Annotated in this window: 3 protein-coding genes; all 3 read right to left on the bottom strand. The window is 33.5% G+C overall.

The features are described 5' to 3' along the window. Positions 1-179, bottom strand: a 179-nt coding sequence (locus H6W52_RS21480) for a 5-fold beta-flower protein (protein WP_372487815.1), incomplete at its 3' end; no start/stop codon positions are given. Between the two features lie 87 nt (positions 180-266). Next, entirely contained in the window at positions 267-506 is a 240-nt protein-coding gene (locus tag H6W52_RS21025; protein ID WP_116100180.1) for a hypothetical protein, read from the bottom strand. Between the two features lie 63 nt (positions 507-569). Beyond that, positions 570-1,205 carry a hypothetical protein gene (locus H6W52_RS21020; protein WP_116100181.1) on the bottom strand — a complete coding sequence of 212 codons (636 nt, stop codon included), beginning with the start codon at positions 1,203-1,205 and terminating at the stop codon, positions 570-572. Between the last annotated feature and the right edge of the window lie 139 nt (positions 1,206-1,344).

Here is a 1,344-nt window from a genome sequence, read left to right as displayed (position 1 = left end):
CTGCTGTTTTCAATGGTTCCGTTGCTTGTAATATAACCTACTGTGGAATGGCTGCTGTTTTCAATGGTTCCGTTGCTTTTGATGTATCCTGCCGTACTGCGGCTTCCCGATTCTATGGTTTGTGCGCTTAAAAGTGATAAGTTAAACAAAACCGCACAAACGAATAGTGTTTTTTTCATGGTTTTTTAAATTTTTAAATTCTTCGAAATATAGGAAGTTTTTATTGAAAATGAAATACCACAGGAATTTCAGAAGAAAAACTGAAATTATATAATCCTAAAAATTACCTCCAAGAATTCAAAACATACTTGGTAAAATTCATTTCCATGTCTTTTATTCGGTCCTGTAATTCCTTTTGTAAGGTATTCCTTTTTTTCAGGATCAGTCAGCTTATGGATTGCATCAAAACCCGGTGCCGGAGCAGAAATCGGAACAGACAATTCAATGGTGTCGCCGTTTTCATAAATATAATAGTACCAGTCTTTTTTTTCTAAAAGATTTTTCATGATTATTTTTTATCGGGCTTAAAACATTAAAATACAAGTTTTCCTATCAACTATAACTATCTACTATCTGATTTTCTCAGCCTCTTCAATATTATATCCAATTCTCTTATCATCTTTTAATAAAGAACTGAAAACCTCAAAATATTCCTCAAACCTGTGTTTATCGTAATGAACAATGACCGGGAAAAGCTGACTTGCCTGATAGTATTTTTTATTTTTCAAAGCACTTTTCATCGCCTCTTCAATTTCTTTCAGCAGCGGTTTGCAGTCTTTTTTCAACAGAAAATCTTTCAGACAGGATTCAAAAAACCTATCCCCGTAAATGCTTAAGAAATGTTTTACATAAGGATATAATTCCTGTTCTTCTTTTCCATTGAGTGTCGAAATGTATAATGCATCTACGATAACATCATACACATTATCTTCATTATAAATTCTGTGAGGTTCAAAGCTGTGCTTTTCATCCCATTTTTCAGAAATGAAACGGTCAAGCTGATGGAATCCTTCCGGAATTGCCCAAGCAACCAAAATAAGCATTGCCTGATAAGAAATGTAGGCATTTTTATGATGAAGCAGAAGTTTCAGTTTTTCGACACGGTTTTTGTCGGTTTTGCCGATGAGCTGCACTTCTGTGAGATCATAACCTTCTTCGCCATCTTCGCTGTAATAGTACAGCGTATCATATATTTCGTTTTCCAATTCTTCTTAATTAAATATAATTTGTTTCAGTAAAATGTTCGTAATTTTAAAAGTTCCAAATCCTGATGTCTTCTAAAAAAAGCATATATCTTCCGGGTTGATATTCGCCGTAGGAAAATAAATAAATCAGATCATTTTT

Origin of the sequence: Chryseobacterium sp. C2(2020) (genome assembly GCF_014218915.1) — a bacterium.
GTDB classification, from domain to species: Bacteria; Bacteroidota; Bacteroidia; order Flavobacteriales; family Weeksellaceae; genus Chryseobacterium; species Chryseobacterium mucoviscidosis.
This window is presented reverse-complemented; position numbering and strand designations above follow the sequence as displayed.